The organism is Nonomuraea sp. MTCD27 (assembly GCF_041950495.1).
In the GTDB taxonomy this organism is placed as follows: domain Bacteria; phylum Actinomycetota; class Actinomycetes; order Streptosporangiales; family Streptosporangiaceae; genus Nonomuraea.
In genome coordinates, this window is record NZ_JBGNUW010000018.1 from 82,661 (window position 1) to 103,385 (window position 20,725).

At 72.1% G+C, this 20,725-nt stretch carries 19 protein-coding genes; 8 read left to right on the plus strand and 11 right to left on the minus strand.

The genetic code is table 11. The annotated features are described in order from the left end of the window. Positions 1 to 73: 73 nt before the first annotated feature. Positions 74 to 2,248 (minus strand): protein kinase, encoded by a 2,175-nt coding sequence (locus tag ACBJ59_RS42305; protein ID WP_375115741.1) that lies wholly within the window; start codon positions 2,246 to 2,248, stop codon positions 74 to 76. Between the two features lie 148 nt (positions 2,249 to 2,396). Further along, positions 2,397 to 3,584 (minus strand): MFS transporter, encoded by a 1,188-nt coding sequence (locus tag ACBJ59_RS42310; protein ID WP_375115742.1) that lies wholly within the window; start codon positions 3,582 to 3,584, stop codon positions 2,397 to 2,399. Positions 3,585 to 3,655: 71 nt separating this feature from the next. Between ACBJ59_RS42310 and ACBJ59_RS42315 the strand changes: the two genes are divergently transcribed. Then, the gene (locus ACBJ59_RS42315; protein ID WP_375115743.1) at positions 3,656 to 4,666 is read left to right on the plus strand and encodes an ROK family transcriptional regulator; all 1,011 of its coding nucleotides are present in this window, start codon (positions 3,656 to 3,658) and stop codon (positions 4,664 to 4,666) included. Positions 4,667 to 4,714: 48 nt separating this feature from the next. On the opposite strand, the gene ACBJ59_RS42320 is transcribed toward ACBJ59_RS42315, so the two are convergent. From ACBJ59_RS42320 to ACBJ59_RS42330, 3 genes are all read right to left on the minus strand, one after another. After that, on the minus strand, positions 4,715 to 5,848 hold the full coding sequence (locus ACBJ59_RS42320; protein ID WP_375115744.1) for a M20 family metallopeptidase: 1,134 nt from the start codon (positions 5,846 to 5,848) through the stop codon (positions 4,715 to 4,717). Between the two features lie 190 nt (positions 5,849 to 6,038). After that, positions 6,039 to 7,475 carry an ATP-binding protein gene (locus ACBJ59_RS42325; protein WP_375115745.1) on the minus strand — a complete coding sequence of 479 codons (1,437 nt, stop codon included), beginning with the start codon at positions 7,473 to 7,475 and terminating at the stop codon, positions 6,039 to 6,041. Next, positions 7,472 to 9,127 (minus strand): FAD-dependent oxidoreductase, encoded by a 1,656-nt coding sequence (locus ACBJ59_RS42330; protein WP_375115746.1) that lies wholly within the window; start codon positions 9,125 to 9,127, stop codon positions 7,472 to 7,474. The genes ACBJ59_RS42325 and ACBJ59_RS42330 overlap by 4 nt, the downstream gene beginning before the upstream one ends. Positions 9,128 to 9,206: 79 nt before the next feature. Between ACBJ59_RS42330 and ACBJ59_RS42335 the strand changes: the two genes are divergently transcribed. Beyond that, entirely contained in the window at positions 9,207 to 9,779 is a 573-nt protein-coding gene (locus tag ACBJ59_RS42335; protein WP_364132756.1) for a helix-turn-helix domain-containing protein, read from the plus strand. On the opposite strand, the gene ACBJ59_RS42340 is transcribed toward ACBJ59_RS42335, so the two are convergent. Together ACBJ59_RS42340 and ACBJ59_RS42345 are read right to left on the minus strand one after the other, a co-directional pair. Further along, complete coding sequence (locus ACBJ59_RS42340) at positions 9,769 to 10,530, minus strand: SDR family NAD(P)-dependent oxidoreductase (RefSeq protein ID WP_375115747.1); 762 nt, start codon at positions 10,528 to 10,530, stop codon at positions 9,769 to 9,771. The two genes, ACBJ59_RS42335 and ACBJ59_RS42340, sit on opposite strands and share 11 nt — an antisense overlap. A 33-nt stretch (positions 10,531 to 10,563) precedes the next feature. Then, on the minus strand, positions 10,564 to 11,424 hold the full coding sequence (locus ACBJ59_RS42345) for an RNA polymerase sigma-70 factor (RefSeq protein WP_375115942.1): 861 nt from the start codon (positions 11,422 to 11,424) through the stop codon (positions 10,564 to 10,566). Positions 11,425 to 11,595: 171 nt separating this feature from the next. On the opposite strand from ACBJ59_RS42345, the gene ACBJ59_RS42350 reads away from it, so the two are divergent. Next, positions 11,596 to 12,270 carry a ThuA domain-containing protein gene (locus ACBJ59_RS42350; protein ID WP_375115748.1) on the plus strand — a complete coding sequence of 225 codons (675 nt, stop codon included), beginning with the start codon at positions 11,596 to 11,598 and terminating at the stop codon, positions 12,268 to 12,270. Here ACBJ59_RS42350 and ACBJ59_RS42355 read toward each other — a convergent pair. Next, positions 12,260 to 12,679, minus strand: a complete 420-nt coding sequence (locus ACBJ59_RS42355; RefSeq protein WP_375115749.1) for a TIGR03668 family PPOX class F420-dependent oxidoreductase — start codon at positions 12,677 to 12,679, stop codon at positions 12,260 to 12,262. The genes ACBJ59_RS42350 and ACBJ59_RS42355 overlap by 11 nt on opposite strands. A 74-nt stretch (positions 12,680 to 12,753) precedes the next feature. On the opposite strand from ACBJ59_RS42355, the gene ACBJ59_RS42360 reads away from it, so the two are divergent. Further along, positions 12,754 to 13,641 (plus strand): hypothetical protein, encoded by an 888-nt coding sequence (locus tag ACBJ59_RS42360; RefSeq protein WP_375115750.1) that lies wholly within the window; start codon positions 12,754 to 12,756, stop codon positions 13,639 to 13,641. Here the strand turns inward: ACBJ59_RS42360 and ACBJ59_RS42365 are convergent. Both ACBJ59_RS42365 and ACBJ59_RS42370 read right to left on the minus strand, forming a co-directional pair. Further along, positions 13,638 to 14,258 carry a MerR family transcriptional regulator gene (locus ACBJ59_RS42365; RefSeq protein WP_375115751.1) on the minus strand — a complete coding sequence of 207 codons (621 nt, stop codon included), beginning with the start codon at positions 14,256 to 14,258 and terminating at the stop codon, positions 13,638 to 13,640. The two genes, ACBJ59_RS42360 and ACBJ59_RS42365, sit on opposite strands and share 4 nt — an antisense overlap. Positions 14,259 to 14,273: 15 nt before the next feature. After that, positions 14,274 to 15,122: a LysR family transcriptional regulator gene (locus ACBJ59_RS42370; protein ID WP_375115752.1), complete on the minus strand. Its 849-nt coding sequence runs from the start codon at positions 15,120 to 15,122 to the stop codon at positions 14,274 to 14,276. A 297-nt stretch (positions 15,123 to 15,419) separates the two neighbouring features. Here ACBJ59_RS42370 and ACBJ59_RS42375 point away from each other — a divergent pair, with 297 nt between their 5' ends. Then, positions 15,420 to 16,490: an acetyl-CoA acetyltransferase gene (locus ACBJ59_RS42375; protein WP_375115753.1), complete on the plus strand. Its 1,071-nt coding sequence runs from the start codon at positions 15,420 to 15,422 to the stop codon at positions 16,488 to 16,490. 13 nt (positions 16,491 to 16,503) lie between these two features. Here the strand turns inward: ACBJ59_RS42375 and ACBJ59_RS42380 are convergent, their stop codons facing one another. Further along, positions 16,504 to 17,562 carry an N-acetylglucosamine kinase gene (locus ACBJ59_RS42380; RefSeq protein WP_375115754.1) on the minus strand — a complete coding sequence of 353 codons (1,059 nt, stop codon included), beginning with the start codon at positions 17,560 to 17,562 and terminating at the stop codon, positions 16,504 to 16,506. Positions 17,563 to 17,622: 60 nt separating this feature from the next. Here ACBJ59_RS42380 and ACBJ59_RS42385 point away from each other — a divergent pair, with 60 nt between their 5' ends. From ACBJ59_RS42385 to ACBJ59_RS42395, 3 genes are all read left to right on the plus strand, one after another. Beyond that, a complete protein-coding gene (locus ACBJ59_RS42385; protein ID WP_375115755.1) occupies positions 17,623 to 18,492 on the plus strand; it encodes a MurR/RpiR family transcriptional regulator in 870 nt (289 codons plus the stop codon). Continuing rightward, positions 18,489 to 19,235, plus strand: coding sequence for an SIS domain-containing protein (locus ACBJ59_RS42390; RefSeq protein ID WP_364130235.1), 747 nt, complete (start codon positions 18,489 to 18,491; stop codon positions 19,233 to 19,235). The genes ACBJ59_RS42385 and ACBJ59_RS42390 overlap by 4 nt, the downstream gene beginning before the upstream one ends. 75 nt (positions 19,236 to 19,310) lie before the next feature. Beyond that, positions 19,311 to 20,681 carry a cellulose binding domain-containing protein gene (locus tag ACBJ59_RS42395; protein ID WP_375115756.1) on the plus strand — a complete coding sequence of 457 codons (1,371 nt, stop codon included), beginning with the start codon at positions 19,311 to 19,313 and terminating at the stop codon, positions 20,679 to 20,681. Positions 20,682 to 20,725 lie beyond the last annotated feature (44 nt).

Below are 20,725 nucleotides of genomic sequence, written 5' to 3' on the forward strand. Positions count from 1 at the left end.
CAGCATGCCTGCGGGCAACCGGGTTCGTGGTTCTGGACTCGCCCGGTCACACCGTCTCCATGGGAGGCCGGCGTCAGGGGGCGGCGTCCGTCCAGCCGTGGAGCGCGTGGATCACGTTGGAGCCGGCGCCGACGATCCGGTACGGCTTGGCGAAGTCGATCGGGGCCGTTTTCAGTGGGGCGCGGTGGCCGAGGGCGACGGAGATCCGTGCCCCGGAGATCGTGGGCTTGGCCGCCGCCGACACCTGGTCGGTCTTGTTGTCCTTCGCCGCCCAGCGGAGGGTCCACGTGTCCTTCGCGCCGGTGAGCGACAGGGTGGCGGTCTTGCCGTCCTGCTCGACGGAGACGGTCCAGGCGCTGCGGCTGCGTACTTCCGAGGGGGCGGTCGTGGGGACGGTGCCGGCGGTGGTGAACTCGGCGGTCGCGCCCTCCTTGCCGCCCCGCACCACGGCGGCCAGGAGGTCGGCGTACAGGGGTGGCTTCCCCGCGTTCGGCCCGCCCTTGGCGTCACCGCTCTTGTCCTTGATGCTCGCGCTCTGGAAGGCCGGTTCGGACGCGGGGGGCGGGGAAATGGTGCACTTCAGGTCTGCCCGCGTGGTCTTGCCCAGCTTGACCTGGGCCGTCGTCGAGCACGTCTCATCGCCCACGGCGGTCTGGAGGCGGTAGCCGCCTTGAGGTAACGAGAAGCGGAACCCGCTCTGCTCCGAGCGCTTGCCCGCCACCCGCCGGCCCTTGTCGGTGAAGACCTCGACCATGCCGGGCTGGTAGCCGTCGGTGGCTGCACTGCCGGGTGAGGGCTTGCCGACGTGAACGATGCCGCCGACGAGCAGGCCGGTCTTCGGGCCTTGGTGGTTCGCGGACGGGTCGGGGTCGGTGGAGGGGTCGGCGGAGGGGTCGGGGTTCGCGGATGCGTCCGGATCCTGGGACGTGTCAGGGGTCGTGGGGGTGTCGCGAGGCTCGCCGTCCTTGGCGTCCGTCTTGGGATTCGGTACGGGCTCCGGCGCGGTGGACGGGAGGGTTTCGCCGGCGCGTGACTGGGCCGCCGTGGTGGGCGGTGGGCTGGGCTGGAGCAGGGTCCAGGCCACGGCCGCCGCGATCGCTGCCGCTGCGGCGGCGAGCCCGCCTCCTGCCATCAGCACACCCCGTCGGGTACGACGTGCGCCTCGCACGCCGGTGGTCTGCTCCCGGCGAGAGCCTTCGCCGGAGGCCTCGGCGGTGGTCCGGGAGGCGGACACCGAGCCGCCAGATGAGTCGGCGGACGCGGAGTCGCCAGGTGGATCCGCGGACGGGGAGTCTGGAGACGCGCCGGTGGGCATGGAGTGCTGATGTGCGCTGGTGGGTGTGGGGTGCTGACGTGCGCTGGTGGGTGTGGGGTGCTGGGGTGGGCCGTCGGCACCGGAGAGGCCCGCCATCGGCGCGTCAACGCCGTCCGCGAGGGCACGGGCAGCCGCCGCCAAGGCGGAGGCGCTCGGCCAGCGAGCTGCCGGATCCTTGGCCATGGCGCGCTTGACGACCTCCCGGACCCCGGCCGGGACGTCGTCAGGCAGCGGAGGCGGCTCTTCGTGCAGGTGCTTGAGCGCGATCGCGACCGCGTTCTCGCCCTCGAACGGCACCCGCCCCGCCAGGCACTCGTACGCGACCACGCCCAGCGCGTACACGTCCATCGCGGGGGTGGGCGCGGAGCCCTCGGCCTGTTCGGGCGCGCAGTAGGTGGCGGTGCCGAGCACGATGCCCGTGGCCGTCAGCTGGAGGCCCTCGGCCGTCCTGGCGATGCCGAAGTCGGTCAGCGCCACCGTCCCGTCGGGCCGGATCATCAGGTTGCCCGGTTTGACGTCCCGGTGCACGACGCCGGCCTCGTGCGAGGCCTGGAGCGCCGCGGCGGCCTGCGCGACCAGCTCCATCGTCGGGCCCGCGGCGACCCGCCCCCGGCGGGACAGCAGCAGGTGCAGCGGCTCGCCGTCGAGGTACTGCATGACCAGGTACGGTGTCCGCCCACCCGGCATCTCGGCGATCCCGAAGTCGAACACGCCCACCACGCCGGGATGGTCGATGGTGGCCATCGAGCGGGCCTCGGCATGGAACCGGGCCGTGAACTCGGGGTTGTCGGCCAGCGCCGCGCGTACCGTCTTCACCGCCACGACCCGCTCGAGCAGCGTGTCCTGGGCGCGCCAGACCTCGCCGTGCCCGCCACTGCCGAGCCGCGACAGCAAGCGATACCGGCCCGCCAGCAACATATCCGCACTGATCACGTAAAAGACGACGTTCCGGACAAGCCGTCGGTTCGGCGATCCGCGCCACCAATTGCGCAGCCCCTGGTCGGCGAGCCGCGAGGCGCGCTCCCGGTCGCGCTCCCGGTGGCGCCATCGGCAGCGCCCCCGGCAGCGCCGCGCGCCGGTCTCACTCCTGCGTCCTCGCCACGCCCTCCCGGGCGAGCACCGACGGCTGGGGCACACCGCCCCCGCCGCCCGAGGGCCGCAGGACCTGGGCGAGCAGCGTCAGCACCACCACCACGCCGGTGATCAGCGCGAACGCGGCCGGATAGGACAGCCCGCCGGCCACCCATCCCGTGACGGCCGGGGCGATCATCCCCGACAGGTACGTGATCGTCGCCACCCCCGTCACCCCCTCGCCCGGGGTGGCCCCGGCGTTGCCCGCCGCCGCGAACACCAGCGGCACGATCACCGCGACCCCCAGCCCGACCAGGGCGAACCCGGCGATGGCCGGTACGGGTGTGCGGGCCGTCACCACGACGACACCCCCGAGCACCGCGACGGCCCCGCCCGTCCGGACGGCCCTGACCGGACCGAGCAGCCGGATGACCCGGTCCCCGAGCAGGCGGGTGCCCGCCATGCAGAACATGAAGATGGTGTAGCCGGCCGCGGCCATGCCGGGGCCGGCGTCGGTGACCTCCGTGATGTAGACGGCCGACCAGTTGGCGCTGGCGCCCTCGGCGAACGTGGCACAGAACCCGACCACCCCGAGCGGCAGGATCGCCCGCGAGGGCAGGGCGAAGCGCCGGGGCGCGGGCTCGTCGGCGGGTGAGTCGTCGGAGTACAGGTGGCGCCCGGCCAGCCCGCCCAGGACGAGCAGCACGGCCGAGACGGTCGCGAGGTGCAGCCTGGCGTCCACGCCCGCCTGCGCGGCCACGGTCCCGATGCCGCCCGCCGCCAGGCTGCCGACCGCCCACATGCCGTGTAGGCCGGACATGATCGAGCGGCCGAGGCGGCGTTCGAGGACGACGGCGTGGGCGTTCATCGTGATGTCGGACATGCCGGCGGCCGCGCCGAACAGCAGGAACGCGGCGAACAACCAGATCGGCGACGGCGAGAGCGCGGGCAGGGCCAGCCCGGCGCACCACAGCGCGATCAGCACGCGGGTGGCCGCCCGGCCGCCGAAGCGGTAGGCCAACCGGCCGGCCGTCGGCATGCCGATGAAGGCGCCGATCGGGGGGCACAGCAGCGCGAGTCCGAGGAGGCGGGGGTCGAGGGCCAGATGGTCCTGGATCCACGGGATGCGCGTGGACAGGCTGCCCGCCACGGCCCCGTGCACGGCGAAGACAGCCGCTATGGCGCGATGATGGCTCATGCCCCGAAACTATCAGGAAGGCTCCCTGATGAAAAGAGCTTTCAGGAAGGCTCCCTGCTTATTATTGGTGGATGAAGACCGCGACCCCCGCCATGGCCCGTGCGATCAACGACCGGCTGGCCCTCGACCTGCTGCTGGAGCGCGGGCCGCTGACCGCGCCCCAGCTCCGCACGCTGACCGGGCTGTCCAGGCCGACCGTGTCCGACCTGATCGAGCGGCTCATGGAGGGCGGGTTCGTCGAGGTCACGGGCGAGTCCGGGGAGGACCGGAGGGGGCCGAACGCGCGCCTGTACGGGGTGGTGGCGGACCGGGCTCATGTGGCGGGGGTGGACCTGCGGCGCGAGACGGTCAACGTCACGGTCGCCGACATCTCAGGCCGGGTCGTCGGGTCGGCCACCAGGGCGGTCGGCGGCGATCTCGTGGATCTGGTCGAAGGCGTGCTGGCCGAGGCCGCAGGGGAGCGGGTGCTCGACACGGTGGTGATCGGCGCGCCCGGGCTGGTGGCCCCGCGTGACGGCGAGCTCGTGTCGTCCAACGACGTGCCCGGGTGGCGGGCCGGGCTGGTGGCCTCCTGGCGCGAGCGGCTCGGCATGCCGGTGATCCTCGAGAACGAGGTCAACCTGGCGGCGATCGCCGAGCTGCGTACCGGTACGGCGCGGGGCAGCGAGGACTTCGTGCTGCTGTGGGTGGACGACGGGGTCGGGGCGGCGGTCGTGCTCGGCGGGCGGGTGCGGCGCGGGGCCTCGGGCGGCGCCGGGGAGATCGGTTTCCTGGAGGTGGACGGCACCGCGTTCTGCAACCTGGTCTCGGACGTGCGCGGGCTCGGCCTCACCGAGTTCGCCGCCCGCGTGGCCAAGGGGGCCTTCGCCTTCGTCACGCTCCTGGATCCCGGGCTCGTGGTGCTCGGCGGCGAGAGCGGGCGCGCGGGCGGCGACGAGCTGGCCGCCGAGGTGGCCGCGCGGCTGCGGGAGCTGTCACCGGCGCCCACCGAGGTGCGCGCCAGCACGGTGGAGGGCAACGCGGTGCTCCAGGGCGCCGTGCTGACGGCCCTCGACCTGACCCGGGACCGCGTCTTCGGCTGAGGGTGAGAGCGCTCTCATCGAGGCGGGCCCGCACCGGAGCGGTACGGGTCAGGCCAGCGCGGCGATGAGGCCGATCGTCAGGGCCGTACGCTCCGGGATGTGCTCCACCAGCACGTGCTCGTGCCGCGCATGGGCCCCGTCCCCCACGGCCCCCATCCCGTCCAGCACCGGCCGCCCGAGCGCCGACACGAAGTTCCCGTCGCTGGCACCCCCGACCGCGGCCTCGTTCACCAGCCACCCGAACCCGGCCGCCACCTCCTGCGCCTCCTTGAACAGCCGCTGCGAGGCGGGGTTCGGGGTCATGGGCGGCCGGTTCCACTCGCCGCTCGCGGAGACCGTCACGCGCGGGTCCGAGGCCCGCAGCCCGGCGAACACGTCGTCGATCCGCCCCATCTCCGCCGCGTCGGTCACGCGCACGTCGATGCCGCACGCCGCCCGCCCGGCCGCGACGTTGCGCCCCGTGCCGCCGCTGATCAGGCCGACGTTCACGGTCGTGCCGCGCTCGCGCGAGCCCACCCCGGCCAGCGTGGTGACGATCTCGGCCAGGGCATGGATCGCGCTCGCCCCCGCGTACGGATCCAGCCCCGCGTGCGCCTCCACCCCGGTCACGCTCACGTTGAACAGCCCCACGCCCTTGCGCGCGGTCTTCAGCGCGCCGTCCATGGACGCCTCGAACACCAGCGTCGCCAGCGCGTCCTCGCTGGCCGCCTCGATGTGCTCGCGCGAGGCCGGGCTGCCGAGCTCCTCGTCCCCGTTGAACAGGAACCGCACGCTCGGATGCGGCAGCCCCAGCTCCCGCAGCCCGCGCAGCGCCCAGATCGACTGCACGAGCCCCGCCTTCATGTCGAACACGCCCGGCCCCGTCGCCTTGCCCTCGACCACCGCGAACGGCCAGCCCAGCAGCGTCCCCGTCGGCCAGACGGTGTCGTAGTGGCTGAGCAGGAGCACCGTGCCGGGCGCGGTGCCCCGGTAGGTCAGCTCCAGGACGTCGCCGTGCTGCCCGCCCTCGTGCAGGATCTCGTCGTCCGGCGTCCCGAGGTGCCCGACCGCCCTGCCCCGGATCGCCCGCAGCCCCTTGACCAGCATGGCCTTGTCGTAGCTGTGGGTCTCCAGCTCCACCACGGCCCTGAGGTCGTCGAGCATGGCCGGCAGGGCCCGCCGGGCCCAGTCGGTGATCAACACGAGAATCCTTCCACCGGTGTTCAGGGAACGGCCGCTCCGGGGTCGCGCGGCAGCACGAAACCGGGCGGGACGTCCGGCAGCGCACTCACCGGCTCGCCTCCCTCCCGCATTTCGGTCACCCATTACATGCGGTCAGTAAGCGATCTGACAAGTGGGAGCCGGCGCCGGGGAAAGGATTTTCCGCCTGTTTTCAAGCGGTGGCCACGGGTTCGCGGAGCGGCAGGCGTACCTCGAACCAGGTCTCGCCGGGCACCGAGCGGACCTTGATCTCGCCCCCGTGCCGGCCGGCCACGATCCGGTAGGAGATGTCGAGCCCGAGGCCCGTGCCCTCGCCCACGCTCTTCGTGGTGAAGAACGGCTCGAAGATCCGGTCCTTGATCGCCTCCGCCACGCCGGGGCCGGTGTCACCGATCTCGATGATGGCCTCGTCCTCGTCGTGCGCGGTGCGGATGGTCAGCGTGCCCTCCTGCCCCATCGCGTCGAGCGCGTTGTGGATCAGGTTCGTCCACACCTGGTTGAGCTCGCCCGCGTAGCAGGGGATGTCCGGCAGCGTGCGGTCGTAGTCGGTGACCACGGTGATGCCCGGCGGCACCTTGCCGCGGAAGATCGCGACCGTGCTGTCGAGCAGCTCGTGCACGTCCACCTGCTGGAACGGCGCGCGATCCATCTGTGAATATTGCTTGGCCGAGCGGATCAGCGTGGTGATGCGCTCGGTCGCCTCGGTCACCTCGTTGAGCATCTGCGAGATCTCGATGGCCTCGGCCAGCCAGTGCAGCGCCGCCGGGGTGTGCTCCTCGCCCACCTTGCTGCGGATCTTCTGCAGGTAGGCGTTGTTGAAGCTGGCGTTGACCAGCGCGGGGGCCAGCTCCCACGCGTCCTCGACGCCGAGCTCCTCCAGCGCCTCGCCGAGCTCGTCCTCGGCGTCGGAGATCTCCAGCGGCGAGCGCTGCTCCTGGTTGCCCAGGTTGCTCGTGCACGCCTCCTGCGCCTCGATCAGCGCGCGCAGCTTCTCCGGCGGGATGCCGTCCTCGGCGAGCTGGGCGAGCTGGATGCGGGAGGTCTTGATCAGCGAGCGCAGCTCGCTCACCGCCCGCACGGCCGCCGCGGCCGGGTTGTTCAGCTCATGCGTGAGCCCGGCCGTGATCGTGCCGAGCGCGGTCAGCCGCTGGCGCCGGTCGATGATCTCCCGCTGCATCCGCCCGCCTGACAGCAGCCCGTCGAGCAGGTGCATCGCCATCGGGAACCACTCGGCCACGATGTAGGCGAACTTCTTGGCCGGCAGCATGAACATCCGCGACGGGGCGGTGGCGCGCAGCGTGTGCTGGTAGGTCTCCGGCGCCCGGTCGCCCAGGTAGGCCGAGGTGGCGCCGCCGTAGACGCCGGGCTGCGAGGTGCGGGGCATGGCGACGGTGCCGGCGCTGACCGTCTCGCTGATCATCTGCACCTCGCCCTCGATCAGCACGGCGAAGCACTCGGCCGGCTCGCCCTGGCACACGATGTTCTCGTCCTGGCCGTACGTCTGCACCCGTCCGCTGCCGGCCAGCTTGGTGAGCTGCTCGTCCGTGAGCCGCTCGAACAGGAACAACTTGCGCAGCTCGTCGATGTCGATCGTCATCTGGTCGGTCATTGCTTCTCCAAGTAACGGTGCACGAGCGCGACGGCCATCGCGCCCTCGCCGACGGCGGAGGCCACCCTCTTGATCGATTCAGCGCGTACGTCGCCCGCCGCCAGCACCCCGGGAACGTTCGTCTCCAGGAAGTACGGCTCGCGCCGCAGCGGCCAGTTGCGCGGCCGCCGCCCGCCCTGCACCAGGTCGGGCCCGGTCAGCACGAACCCGCGCGCGTCCCGCTCGATCGTCTCGCCCAGCCACGAGGTGTACGGCTCCGCTCCGATGAACACGAACAGCCACTGCGCGTCGACCGTGCGCTCCTCGCCCTTCGTGGACAGCGTCAGCCGCTCCAGATGGGTGTCGCCCGCGCCGCCCACGACCTGCGTCTGGACGTGCACCTCGATGTTGGGGATCGCGGCGATCTGCTCGATGAGGTAGTGAGACATGGACTTCTCCAAACCATCACTCCTCACCAACAAGTGGACCTTGCTCGCGAATCCCGACAGGTAGACCGCCGCCTGGCCCGCCGAGTTGGCCGCGCCCACGATGAACACCTCGGTGTCCCGGCAGGCGGGCGCCTCGGTCAGGGCCGCGCCGTAGAAGACGCCCCGGCCGACGAACTCGTCCAGCCCGGGCGCCTCCAGCCGCCGGTAGGTCACCCCGGTGGCCAGGATCACCGCGTGCGCCGCGATCTCCCCGCCGTCCTTGAACCCGACCACCCGCGCCTGCCCGCGCGGCTCCAGGCTGACCACCTTGCGCGCGGTCAGCAGCTCCGCACCGAACTTCAGCGCCTGCCTGCGCGCCCGGTCGGCGAGCTGCTGGCCGGAGACGCCGTCGGGGAAGCCCAGGTAGTTCTCGATCCGGGAGCTCTGGCCCGCCTGCCCGCCCGACGAGTACGCCTCGACGAGCACGGTGTTCAGCCCCTCCGAGGCCCCGTAGACGGCCGCGCCCAGCCCGGCCGGCCCGCCGCCCACCACGATCAGGTCGTAGAAGTCGGTGGCCGGGGTCGTGGACAGCCCCACCGCCGTGGCCAGCGTCGCCTGGTCGGGCGACTCCAGCGTGACGCCGTCGGCGGTCACCACCAGCGGCAGGTGGCAGTTCTCGCCCGCCGCCTTCACCAGTTGCGCGCCCTCCGGGTCCTCCGCCAGCAGCCAGTGGTACGGCACGTGGTTGCGGGACAGGAAGTCGCGCACCTTGTAGGACGGCGCCGACCACCGGTCGCCCACCACCCGCAACTCGGCCCGCTCCACCCGGTCGGTCCGCAACCAGGCGTCCAGCTGCCCGTCGATCACCGGGTAGAACTTCTCCTCCGGCGGATCCCACGGCTTGAGCAGGTAGTGGTCGAGGTCCACCACGTTGATCGCCTGGATCGCGGCGTCGGTGTCGGCATAGGCGGTCAGCAACACCCGGCGCGCGAACGGATACATGTCCATGGCGGCCTCGAGGAACTGCACGCCGTTCATCTGGGGCATGCGGTAGTCGGCCAGGATCGCCGCCACCTCGTCGCCCCGCAACCGCATCTCCTTCACCGCGTCGATGCCGGCTCTGGCCGTCTCCGCGCGTACGATCCGGTATTCCTGCCCATATCGGCGTCTGAGGTCGCGGGCGACCGCCCGCGAGACGCCTGGATCGTCATCCACCGTCACGATGACCGGCTTGTCCATGCCCATCGCCCTTTCCATGGTTCCCCTAACAGGAAGGATGTCATGTACGCCGGTATGGGTGAGCACACGCTCATATCATGGGCGGATGGGCACACGCGATCGCATCATCGACGCCGCTGAGCAGGCGATTCACGAGTTCGGCATCGCGGGGGCCACGACGAAACGCATCGCCCACCAGGCAGGTTGCTCGGAGGCGCTGCTCTACAAGCACTTCGCGAGCAAGGAGGCGCTCCTCCTCGCGGTGCTGCTGGAGCGGATGCCCGCGCTCGGCCCCGCGCTGACGCGGCTGCGGCAGAGCGTGGGGCAGGAGGACGTGACCGCCAACTTCAGCACGTTCACCATTATGGCCCTGGAGTTCTACACCAGGGCCGCGGCCATCGGCGGCGGCGTGCTGGGGGACCCGCCGCTCCTGGAGGGGTTCAGGAACATGCTGGCCAAGGCCGGTGCCGGGCCCCACCTGCCGGTCCATGCGCTGGCCGAGATCGTGCGCGAGGAGCAGGGCCGGGGCCGGATCGACGCGGGCATCGACGCGGACGCCGCCGCCTCCCTGCTGATGGGCGCCTGCTTCCACCGGGCCAACCTGTCGCACTACGTGATGTTGCCCGAGGACGACGAGACCTGGGCGGCCACGGTCGTGCGCACCCTCCTCAGGCGATGACGCGGCTCTCCCCGCCGTCCACCAGGATCGAGACCCCGTTCACGAACGAGGCCCGCTCGCTGGCCAGGAACGCCACCACGTCCCCCACCTCCTCGGGCCGACCGATCCGGCCGACCGGCACCGACTCGCCCCGCTGCCGCAGCGCGTCCTCGCCGCCCGCGGTCTCCCGCAGCCGCTCGGTCTCGATCGGGCCCGGCATCACGTTGTTGACCCGCACACCGTCGCGGCCGGCCTCGCGAGCCAGCGTGCGCACGAGGCCGGCCACGGCCGAGCGGGTGGCGTTGGACAGCACCAGGCCGTCGAGCGCCTCGCGGGCCGACCTGCTGGTGATCGTGACGATCCGGCCCCAGCCGCGCGAGCGCATCTCCGGCAGCACCGCGTGCACCAGGCGCACGGTGCCGAGCAGGTTGCGCTGCACGGCCACGTCCCAGGCGTCGAGGCCGAGCTCGTCGAAGCGGCCGGGCGGCGGCCCGCCCGCGTTGGCCACGAGGATGTCGATCGGGCCGAGCACGTCGCGCGTCTCCTCGGCCACCCGCCGGGCGGCGGCCGGGTCCTCCACGTCGGCCAGCACGGCGTGCACGACCTTGCCGAACTCCTGCAGCTCCACCACCGCGTCCGCGAGCTTCTCCGGGTCGCGGGCGCTGACGCAGACGTCGCAGCCCTCCCGCGCGAGGCTCTTGGCGGCGGCGAGCCCGATGCCCGCGCTGCCTCCGGTGACGAGGGCGACCTTGCCCGAGATGCCGAGATCCATAGGGGCGACTATAGATTGTGGGGGCCGCGGATCTCAGCCCCGGCTCACGTGTGCGAGCTTGTCGGGGTTGAGCACGGCGTAGATCCCGGAGATGCGGCCGTCGCGGACGTCGATCAGGACGAGTTGCCGCAGGACCTCGTCGACCCGCGTGAAGACCGCGGGCGTGCCGTTGACGTCGAGCATCTGCGAGTCCGTGACCCGGTAGCGCTCCGCCAGGCCCTCCAGGAGCCGCAGCACCTTCTCCCGGCCGATGATCGGCCGCAGCGCCGCGCGGACCCGTCCGCCGCCGTCGTTGTAGGACACGACGTCCTCGTGGAGCAGCTCGGTGAGCGCGGCCAGGTCACCCCTCTGCGCCGCCCGCATGAAGCTCACCAGCAGTTTGGCGTGCTCCTCGGTGGACGGGCGGAACCGGTCGCGCCCCTGGGCCAGCCTGACGGAGGCCCGGTGGTGCATCTGCCTGGCGTTGGCCACGGAGGAGCCGACGATCTCCGCGATCTCGTCGTACGGCAGCTCGAACGCCTCGCGCAGCACGAACACCGCCCGCTCCGGCGGTGAGAGCCGCTCCATCATGTACAGGGTCGCGTACGAGACCGTGTCCCGCAGCTCGGCCGTGTCCAGCGGCCCCGCCTCGGAGGTCATGACCGGCTCGGGCAGCCACGGCCCCGTGTAGGCCTCCCGCTTGACCCGCGCGGAGCGGAGCTGGTCGAGCGCCAGCCGCGAGACCACGGTCACCAGGAACGCCCGCGGCTCCCTGACCGCGCCCCTGTCGGTGCCCTCCCAGCGCAGCCAGGCCTCCTGTACGACGTCCTCCGCGTCCCACATGCTGCCGAGCAGCCGGTAGGCCAGACCGAGCAGCATCGGGCGACATTCCTCGAAGTCCTCCACGACCGGCATCATGCCCGCCCGCCGAAGAAAGAGGTGTGCCGGGGCCGCCAACCGCGGCACCGGCCCGCCCACCCCCATCCCCGCCACCACGGGCGCGTACCCCGGGCGCCTCCCGCCACAGCGGCGCGTACTGCCAGGACATGGGTAGAAATGTCGCGGTAAGCGTGATGAGGTTGGCAAGTGGCGAGAAATCTGATCCTGTCAGGAGGCCCCTTCCACGACTTCGCCGCCACGTCGGGCGCGCTCGCGGAGGCGTTCGCCGAGGTGGGGATCGAGTCGGAGATCACCGAGGACATCGCGGGCGCGCTGAGCGAGCCGTCGGAGGTCCAGCTCATCACGGTCAACGCGCTGCGCTGGCAGATGACCCAGGACCGCTTCGCCGACCTGCGTGACGAGTGGCGCTTCGCCTTACCGGCCGGGGCGCGTACGACTCTCCTCGACCACCTCGACCGGGGTGGCGGGCTGCTGTGCATGCACTCGGCGTCGATCTGCTTCGACGACTGGCAGGGCTGGCCACGCGTCCTGGGCGGCTGCTGGACCTGGCCCAAGTCCCACCACCCGCCGCTGGGCTGGACAGGGGTGCGGGTGCACGGGACGCATCCGGTGGTGGAGGGCCTGCGGGACTTCGACGTGGTGGACGAGGTCTACAGCGACCTGGACGTGCTGCCCGACGTCGAGCCGCTGGCCTCGTCGAACGGCCAGCCGCTGATCTGGGCGCGGCCGGTGCGGCGCGGGCGGGTGTTCTACGACGCGCTGGGGCACGACACGAGGTCGTACGACAACGAGATCCACCGGACGTTGCTCCAGCGGGCGGCGCTGTGGCTGCTGAAGCGGCCGGTGACGATCAGGGAGTAGCCGACCACTCGCTCCACCTGGTCACCTCGACGACGATCACGGGGCCCTCGGGCCGGCGCTCGCGGTACTGCCGGTATTTGGCCGCCAGCAGGTCGAGCGCCGCATCCCGCCCGTCCTCCAGGACGAAGGCCCGCCCGTCGGCGCGCACCCACCACAACCGCGTCCAGTCGTCCTCGTAGTGGTCGGCCAGCACGCTGACGGCCGGGTTCGCCCTGATGTCGCGCAGCCGGCTGAGGTCGGTGGTCGTCTTGGGCTTGTGATCGACTGCCGTCACCACCGTGTCGCCGTCCAGGGCGAACGTGATGGGCACCACGCGTGGCGTGCCGTCGGGAGCGAGCCTGGCCAGGCGCGCCACCCGCTGCGCGGCGAACCTCGCCCGCGCCGGACCGGTGTGGAAGTCGACCCCCATGCCGCCATGATCGCACTGCCGGCGTGTCCGGAACCTACAAGACCGGCCCGCGGCGATCCGGGCACGATGGCTGCATGAACGTGAACCTTTCCGCAGTCCCCGGCTTCATGGCCGGGCACGCACGCATCCTGGACCGCCGCCGCTACGACCTGCTCATGGGAGAAGGCGACGCGGCCGGCGCGCTGGCCGCCCTGGACGGCTACCGCAACCCGGACGGCGGCTACGGCTGGGGCCTGGAGCCCGACCTGCGTTCCCCCGAGAGCCAGCCCGGCTCGGCGCTGCACGCCTTCGAGGTGTTCGAGGAGATCGCCCCGGTCACCTCGCCGCACGCCGCGGCCCTGTGCGACTGGCTGGACTCGGTGACGCTGCCCGACGGCGGGCTGCCGTTCTCGCTGCCGCTCACGGTTCCCACCGCCACCGCGACCTGGTGGGCGGGAGGCGCCGCCGACACCTCGTCCCTGCAGATCACCGCCATCACGGCGGCGGTCGCCCACCGCGTCGCGGTCCACGACCCGGCCGTGGCCGGGCACCCGTGGCTGGAGAAGGCCACGCGCTACTGCCTCGACACGATCGCGGCGCTGGAGGAGATGCCGCATGCGTACGTGCTGTCGTTCGCCGTGCACTTCCTCGACGCCGTGTACGACAGCCATCCCCGCGCCGCCGACCTGCTCAAGCGGCTCGGCGCCCACGTCCCCGAGGACGGGCGGGTGCCCGTCGAGGGCGGCACCGAGAACGAGGCGCTGCGGCCCCTCGACATCGCGCCCTACCCCGGGCGGCCGGCCCGCGGCCTGTTCGACCCCGAGGTGATCGCGGCCGACCTCGTACGGCTGGCGGGGGAGCAGCAGGACGACGGCGGGTGGACCGTGGACTACGCGCGGTTCTCGCCCGCCGGCTCGCTGGAGTGGCGCGGCGCCGTCACGGTCAAGACGGTCTCGATCCTGCGCGCGAACGGGCTGGTCTAGGACGTGAGGCGGCGGGCCGACTCCGACTCCTGGGCCATCCGGCGCAGTGTGTCGAACGCCCGGCCGTACAGGACGGTGCCGAGCACCAGGGCCTCCACGGCCGCGTCGCGCGGGCCGTCGAACGGGATGGCGTCCATCTCCACCTCGGCGACCAGCTTCCGCGCCAGCTCGGCGTACGGCGCCAGGTCGACCGGCACGCCGAGCTGGCGCATCCGGACCAGGGTCTGGGCCAGCTCGTCGCGGGTGGGGGCGGCGGGGTGGATGTCCCAGCCCAGGTCCGCGATGAAGCCGTCCACCTCGGCGCGGGCGGCCTGCCACTCCGCGCCGGGCTCCGGCTCCACTGCGGGGCTCAGCGCGTAGTGGGCCGTCCCGAGCATCTCGTGCGTCGGCAGCGACTCGTCCTCCACGGCCGCGACGACCTTCTTGATCGAGGCCACGGAGAGCCTGCCCACCTCGAGCATGGCCCGGATCATGCGGAGCCTGCGCAGGTGCGACTCGTCGTACTCGGCCCTGGTCGCGGCCGTCTGCCGGCCCTGGTGCAGCATGCCCTCGCGCAGGTAGTACTTGATCGTCGGGATGGCCACGCCGGACTTGGCGCTGAGTTCGGAGATGCGCATCGTTAGATAATAGAGCTATCCAGAGCGGGCCAGATGCCGGGCCGCGCTCACGAGCTCCTGCACGTCGGCCTGGCGGTTCCAGAGGAAGACCACCTCAAGGGGCGGCACGTCCTCCTTCACCGGGACGAACACCAGGGTTTCGGGCACCGTGGTGCCCTCGTGCACGCACAAAGCGTAGCCCGCGCCCTCCTCCACCATGTTGATGACCAGGTCGTGGGTGGCCGCCGACGGGCCGAGCCGGGGGTGGAGGCGGTGGCGTACGAAGCCCTCCAGGAACCGGCGGGCGCCGGACACGGCGTCGGACTCCGGCATGAGCAGCGGCTCGCCCGCCAGGTCGGACAGCGACACCGCCTCGTGCGCCGCCAGGTGGTGCTCCCGGTGCAGCAGCGCGCGTACCGGGTAGCGGTGGATGAGCATCCGGGCCACGCCCCTGGGCAGGGAGCCGGGCGCGTACCCGAGCCCCGCCTGCAGGGCGCCGTCCGCGATCGAGACGATCTGCTCGGCCGTGCCCATCGGGGCGACCCGCAGGTGGCCGTTGTGGAGCTGGGACAGCAGCCGGGCGACCACGTCGGCCAGGCCGTCGGCCACGCCCAGGCGGGCGGTCTCGGCCGTGCTCCTGGCGGCCGCCACGGCGCGTTCGAAGGCGTCGACGGCCACGGTGGCCTGGGCCAGGAACGCCTCGCCCGCCTCGGTGAGCTGCACGCCGCTCGACGATCGGCTGAACAGCTCGACGCCGATCTCCTTCTCCAGGGCCCTCAGCTGCTCCGACAGCGTGGGCTGAGCGATGTGCAGCGCGGCGGCGGCCCGGCGGAGGCTGCCCGCCCGTGCGATCGCCATGGCGTACCGGACGTAGCGTAGATCCATCGCTCACCTCGGGCTTGATGATGATGGGCTATCGGGAGATCGCACCTCTGTATTACAAGAGGGGACAGCTCCCGTGAAGGTTCTCAGTCACCTGATTCCTGGCGGGACGGCGTAACCCGCTGGTCACGCGGGATTTCCCGGACATGGAGCCGCCCGGCGGCGAATGACTTGGGACGGAAAAGGCCGCCATTACGGCCTTCCGGAAAGGCCATGCAGGGGTGGCCGCGCCGCTCTGCCGAGCAAGCGCTTGCCTCGTATAGTGAGATCGCGACAGTGCGGGCGAGCGGAGGAGGCGGCATGCAGCCGTTCGCGGGGCGGGCAGCCCTGGCAGGGATCGGGATGACGGCCCTGAGCAGGGAGTCCGGGCGCTCCGAGCTGGAGCTGGCGGTCGAGGCGGGCCGGGCGGCGTGCGCGGACGCCGGGATCGGCCCGAGCGAGGTGGACTGCGTGCTCAGCTACCACCTGAACGACTCGGCGCCCGTCGTGCAGGTCGCCCGCGCGCTGGGGATCGAACGGCTCGGCTGGCACAACGACATCGCCGGGGGCGGCACGCAGGCGGCGTCGATCCTGGGGGACGCGGCCATGCTCATCCACGCCGGTCTGGCGCGAAATATCTTGATTTATCGGGCACTTAACGGCCGCTCCGGCAAGCGCATGAACACCGTCTCCACCGGCCCGCAGGAACGCTTCACCTACGGCCTCGCCGGGCCCGTCCCGCTGTTCGCCCTGGCCGCCACCCGCTACCTGCACGACACCGGGCTCACGGCCGAGCACCTGCACGCCGTCGTCGCCCAGTCCAGGGACAACGCCAAGGCCAACCCCAGGGCCCTGCGCCGCGAGCCGCTCGCCCTGGCCGACTACCTCGCCAGGCCGTACGTCTGTACCCCGCTCCGCACGGTGGACTGCTGCCAGGAGACCGACGGGGCCTGCGCCCTGCTGGTCAGCGGCGTGATCGACGGGCCACGCGTGCGGGCGGTGGTACGCGGGGGAGGCCATGGTTGCTCCTCGATGGACCGGGCACCCGACGTCACGGCGATCTTCTCGGCGTACGTGGCGCCCATGCTCTGGGAGGCGTCCGGGATGCGGGCGTCCGACGTGGACGTGGTGCTGGCGTACGACGCGTACTCGTGGCTGGTGCCCCGGCAGCTGGAGGACTTCGGGCTGGTCGGGCGGGGGGAGCTGGGGGCGTACCTGCTGGAGCGCCGGCACGCCTGGGTGAACCCGCACGGCGGCCTGCTGTCCGAGGGCTACGTGCACGGGCTGAACAACGTGGCCCAGGCCGTCCGGGAGCTGCGGGCGGGGCGTGAGGTGGCGCTGGTGACGGGGTTCGGTGGCAGCTACGGGAGCGCGGCCCTGCTCACGCGGTGAGCGGTGGCGATGCTCAGGTGGCGGGGCGGACGAAGCGCGGGTGGCGTGCCTGCGACTCTCGCGGGTCCAGGAACGGGCGCGCCGCCAGCCAGGCCGCCGCGCCCGCCGGGTCGCCCGCCACGGCAGGTGACGCCCCCTCCAGAAGGCCCTGTACGGCGTCCCGTACGGGGCCCTCCGCCGTGAGCACGCTGCCGGCGAGCACGATCGGCAGCCCCGGCTCGTGCACCTCGGACACGGTCCGGACCAGGCGCGACGCGGCCTCGGCGACGATGGACACCGCCGTCGGATCGCCGTCCCGGGCGGCCCGGCTCACCAGCGGCGCCAGCTCGGCCAGCGCCAGCGGCGGCCGCGCGTGCACCGCCGCCGCCACCCGCGCCACCAGCTCCCCGCCCGAGCCGCCCGCCAGGTCCGATCCGGCCCCGTCCGGCCTGCCCGATCCGTCCACGCCGATCGCCCCGTCGAGTCCGTTCAGCCCCTCCGGCACCAGCCGATCGACGACCGAGGCCACCAGCCCGCCCGCCGGCACCCCGCCCTCGGGGATCCCACCGTCCAGGGCGCGGATGGTGGCGCGGGCGGCGGCGCGGCCGAGCCAGAAGGCCGAGCCCTCGTCGCCCAGCTGCCACCCGTACCCGTCGGCGGTGGCGACCGGCACGTGGTCGGTAATTTTTGCCGCGATGGCCCCCGTCCCCGAGATGAGCACGGTCCCGGACGGCGCCGGCGTGCCGGCCGCGAACGCGGTCACGACGTCCCCGACCGTCCGCACCGGCAGGGACCCGGCGGTCTCCCCCCGCACGCCCCCGGGCAGGAGGTCGCGGAAGACGCGTTCGGTCAGCTCCGCGCACCGCCCGGGCGAGCCCGCGAGCCCCACCACCACGCCCCTGACCTGCGCCGGATCGATCCCCGCCAGGGCGGCGCGCACGGCGGCCGTCAGGTTGGCGGCGGCCCGGTCCGGGCCCAGCGCCCCCGGGTTGGCCCCGCCCGCCTGCCCCCGCCGTAACGGCTCGCCCGCCACCGTGAACACCGCCGCACGCGAGGAAGTGCCCCCGGCGTCGACCCCAAGAACCACCTGCATGTCAAAAATTATTGCCCGAATAGCTTGACGGCGCCACTGTCTGAGCATAATTATCACCGCGTGGAACTCCTCAACCGCATCGGAGCCGAACGGCACGACATGCCGGAGGCCTTGCGCAAGGTGGCCGACGCCATCCTCAACGCCCCGGCCGAGGCCGCCCGGCTGACCATCGTCGATCTCGCCGAGCGGAGCGGGACGTCCACGGCCACCATCACGCGCTTCTGCCGCGCCCTCGGCTTCGCCGGGTACGCCGAGCTGCGCGTGGCCATCGCCACCGAGACCGGCCGGGTGGCGCAGCAGACCTGGGAGACCGACATCGGTCAGGAGATCCTGCCCGACGACAGCCTCGAACGCGTGCTGGGCGTCGTGTCCGCCAACGACATCCGCCTGATCCAGGAGACCCGCGACCAGCTCGACCTGGCCGTGGTCGAGAAGGCCGCGCAGGCCGTGGCCAGGGCGGGGCGGGTGCTGCTGTTCGGGGTGTCGAGCAGCGCGGCCGTGGCCAGCGAGATGGAATACCGGCTGCAGCGCATGCGCGTACCGACCTGGAGCAGGTCCGACGCCCACAGCGCGCTGACGGACGCGGCGCTGCTCGGCCAGGGCGACGTCGCGATCGGCATCTCGCACAGCGGCCGGACGCGCGAGGTCATCGAGGTGCTCGCCGAGGCGGGCAGCCACGGCGCGATCACCGTGGCCGTCACCTCGCAGCCGAGATCGCCGCTGGCCGAGGTGGCCGAGCTGGTGCTCACCACGGCCAGCCGGGCGACGAGCTTCCGCTCCGAGGGGTTCGCCGCGATCCATTCGCAACTGCTCGTGCTCGACGTCGTGTACGTGTCCGTCGCCCAGCAGACCTACGAGCGGACGAAGCAGGCGTTCGACGTCACCGTCCGCGCCGTGGCCGGACACCGTCTACCAGAAGGGGATGTATGACGCTGGATCCGCAGGAATTCGTCGAGCACATCGCTCACCTCGTACGCACGATCCCGGACGATCCGGAGATCTCGCGTGCCGCAGATCTCTTCACCAAGGCGCTGACCGGAGGCGGCGTCATCCAGGCGTTCGGCTCCGGCCACTCCGAGGCCGTCGCGATGGAGATCGCCGGCCGCGCCGGAGGCCTCGTGCCCACCAACCGGCTCGCCCTCAGGGACATCGTCCGGTACGGCGACGCGCCCCCGTCCGAGCTCGACCGCTACGACCTCGAACGCGACCCCGCCGTCGCCCGCACCATCCTCGACCTCGCCCCCGTCCAGAGCCACGACCTGTTCGTCATCATCTCCAACTCCGGCGTGAACGGCGTGGTCGTCGAGCTCGCCACCCTCGTCAAGGAACGCGGTCACGACCTGATCGCGATCACCTCCCGAGCCCACAGCGAAGCCGCCGCGTCCCGTCACCCCTCGGGCCGCAAGCTCATCGATCTGGCCGACGTCGTCCTGGACAACCACGCGCCGTACGGCGACGCCGTCCTGCCCCTGCCCGACGGAGGCGCCACCGGGGCCGTCTCCACGATCACCTCAGCCCTGCTGGCCCAGCTCGTCGTCACCCGGACGGTACGCAACCTGCTCGAAGCCGGTGAAGTGCCGCCCGTCTACCTCTCGGCCAACGTCCCCGAGGGCGACGCGCACAACCTTCGCCTGGAGGCGCTGTACGCGGGCCGCATCCGCCGCGGCGCCTGACCGTTCTCGCGCCACCACCTCTCTTCGGCATGCACGAAATTCGGGGGCCGTAACCACCGCAAGGAGAGCCCGCCCATGTCCCGAAATTTCGGAAAACTTGTCTTCTCCTTAGCCATCCCCGCCATCCTGATCTCGGCCCTGGTCTTCGGCACCCTGGTCGCCCCGGCCAACGCCGACCAGGCCGTCCGCCTCCAGTACCGCACCAGCGCCCCCGGCGCCACCACCGCCCAGGCCGAGCCCTGGCTCCGCCTGTTCAACGACGGCACCACCACGATCCCGCTCAACCAGGTCAAGATCCGCTATTACCTGACGGGCACCGAGACCTACCGCTTCGCCTGCTCCTGGGCGGTCGTCGGTTGCTCGACGATCACGGGACAGTTCGTCCGCCAGCAGGGCAGCGGTCAGTACCTGGAGGTGGGCTTCAGCTCCGGCAGCCTGGCCCCGGGCCAGAACACCAGCGACATGCAGCTGCGTTTCTACCGCGCGGACTGGCAGACGTTCACCCAGAGCGACGACTACTCCTACGGCGCCCAGACGGCCTACGCGAACTGGGACAAGATCGCCGTCTACGTGAACGGCCAGCTGGCATGGGGCAAGCCGACGGGCACCGACCCCGACCCGACCCCGACCGTCACGCCGACCGTGCCCCCGGGCGGCGCGGGCGTGCTGTTCGACGACTTCACGTATTCCGGGTCGGGCGACCCGCTGCTCGCCCAGCGTGGCTGGACGGTGCGCTCCAGCTCGGGAGGCCCCGGCGTGCCCGGCGCCACCTGGTCGCCCGCGGGCGTCTCGTTCCCCGGCGGCCTGCTGACGCTCGACTCTTCCACGAACGGCACGGCGGCCGGCACCGTGCAGACCGAGCTGTCCACCGCGAACCGCAAGTTCCACGAGGGCACGTACGCCGCCCGGGTCCGCTTCAGCGACGCCCCCACCAGCGGCCCCGACGGCGAGCACGTGGTGCAGACGTTCTTCACCATCACCCCGCTGCGCTACAACCTGGACCCCGAGTACGGCGAGCTCGACTTCGAGTATCTGCCGAACGGCGGCTGGGGCGAGCCGTCCAACATCCTCTACGCCACGAGCTGGGAGACCTACCAGGGCGACCCCTGGCAGGCCGTGAACACCCACACCGAGGAGCGGACGAGCTTCGCCGGCTGGCACGACCTGGTCATCCAGGTGTCGGGTGGCCGGATCAGGTATTACGTGGACGGCCGCCTGTTCGCCGACCACGGTGACATCTACTATCCCGAGACCCCGATGTGGATCATGTTCAACCAGTGGTTCATCGATCTCCAGGGCGCCACCGGGACCCGTACGTACCGGCAGCAGGTCGACTACCTCTACCACAGCAAGAACGAGGTCGTCGCGCCCGCCGACGTGCTCAGCCGCGTCGCCTCCCTGCGCGCCGCCGGCACCGCCTTCAAGGACACCGTCCCCAACTCGTGACGAAAGCCCCGCGCCCGCGACCAGCGGGCGCGGGCACCCCCCAC

Coding starts and splice junctions, on each gene's coding strand:
- ACBJ59_RS42370 (WP_375115752.1), bottom strand. CDS start 15,122: ATGGATCTACGCTACGTCCGGTACGCCATGGCGATCGCACGGGCGGGC.
- ACBJ59_RS42315 (WP_375115743.1), top strand. CDS start 3,656: ATGAAGACCGCGACCCCCGCCATGGCCCGTGCGATCAACGACCGGCTG.
- ACBJ59_RS42380 (WP_375115754.1), bottom strand. CDS start 17,562: ATGCAGGTGGTTCTTGGGGTCGACGCCGGGGGCACTTCCTCGCGTGCG.
- ACBJ59_RS42310 (WP_375115742.1), bottom strand. CDS start 3,584: ATGAGCCATCATCGCGCCATAGCGGCTGTCTTCGCCGTGCACGGGGCC.
- ACBJ59_RS42360 (WP_375115750.1), top strand. CDS start 12,754: ATGAACGTGAACCTTTCCGCAGTCCCCGGCTTCATGGCCGGGCACGCA.
- ACBJ59_RS42390 (WP_364130235.1), top strand. CDS start 18,489: ATGACGCTGGATCCGCAGGAATTCGTCGAGCACATCGCTCACCTCGTA.
- ACBJ59_RS42365 (WP_375115751.1), bottom strand. CDS start 14,258: ATGCGCATCTCCGAACTCAGCGCCAAGTCCGGCGTGGCCATCCCGACG.
- ACBJ59_RS42335 (WP_364132756.1), top strand. CDS start 9,207: ATGGGCACACGCGATCGCATCATCGACGCCGCTGAGCAGGCGATTCAC.
- ACBJ59_RS42375 (WP_375115753.1), top strand. CDS start 15,420: ATGCAGCCGTTCGCGGGGCGGGCAGCCCTGGCAGGGATCGGGATGACG.
- ACBJ59_RS42355 (WP_375115749.1), bottom strand. CDS start 12,679: ATGGGGGTCGACTTCCACACCGGTCCGGCGCGGGCGAGGTTCGCCGCG.
- ACBJ59_RS42325 (WP_375115745.1), bottom strand. CDS start 7,475: ATGACCGACCAGATGACGATCGACATCGACGAGCTGCGCAAGTTGTTC.
- ACBJ59_RS42340 (WP_375115747.1), bottom strand. CDS start 10,530: ATGGATCTCGGCATCTCGGGCAAGGTCGCCCTCGTCACCGGAGGCAGC.
- ACBJ59_RS42345 (WP_375115942.1), bottom strand. CDS start 11,424: ATGCCGGTCGTGGAGGACTTCGAGGAATGTCGCCCGATGCTGCTCGGT.
- ACBJ59_RS42330 (WP_375115746.1), bottom strand. CDS start 9,127: ATGGGCATGGACAAGCCGGTCATCGTGACGGTGGATGACGATCCAGGC.
- ACBJ59_RS42395 (WP_375115756.1), top strand. CDS start 19,311: ATGTCCCGAAATTTCGGAAAACTTGTCTTCTCCTTAGCCATCCCCGCC.